The sequence below is a fragment of the Mesorhizobium sp. M7A.F.Ca.US.006.01.1.1 genome, from assembly GCF_003997935.1.
Lineage (GTDB): Bacteria > Pseudomonadota > Alphaproteobacteria > Rhizobiales > Rhizobiaceae > Mesorhizobium.
The window spans coordinates 1-468 of sequence record NZ_RZQL01000542.1 but is presented as its reverse complement, the minus strand read 5'-3'; the positions used below and the strand labels follow the sequence as shown (position 1 = coordinate 468).

Below are 468 nucleotides of genomic sequence, written 5' to 3'. Positions count from 1 at the left end.
GCGTCCGTGTCGGCGATGATGTTGCCGTCCGCCCTGACCGTAACCTTGCCGCCAGGGCCGCCATCGCCGCCCTCGCCGCCAACCGAAACGCCGACCGCTGCCGATGCGTAGAAACCCGCACTGAAGGCTCCGGAATAGGCGTTGCCGCCATTGCCGCCGCTGCCGCCGACCGATTGCGCCAGGATGGCTTTGGCGCCCGCGCCGCCGACGTGGATGTCGCCCTTGTGGGTGACGGTAACCTGATCGCTCAGGTTCGCATCGCCGCCGCCGCCGCCGATCGCGACGCCAGCCGCACCGAATATACCGACCGCGACCGCACCGGCGCTGCCGCCATTGCCGCCGCCGCCACCGACCGATTGCGCCAGGATGCCGTGCGCGAGCGCGCCTTTGGTGGTTATGTTTGCGGTGTTTTTGACCTCGACCTGGCCACCTGCCCCGCCAGCGCCGCCCTGGCCACCGACAGCGACA

General features: G+C 70.1%; 1 pseudogene. It reads right to left on the bottom strand.

Features of this window, described 5'->3' with window-relative positions:
* Positions 1–468: pseudogene (locus tag EN943_RS37400) on the bottom strand (hypothetical protein); the annotation flags it as partial.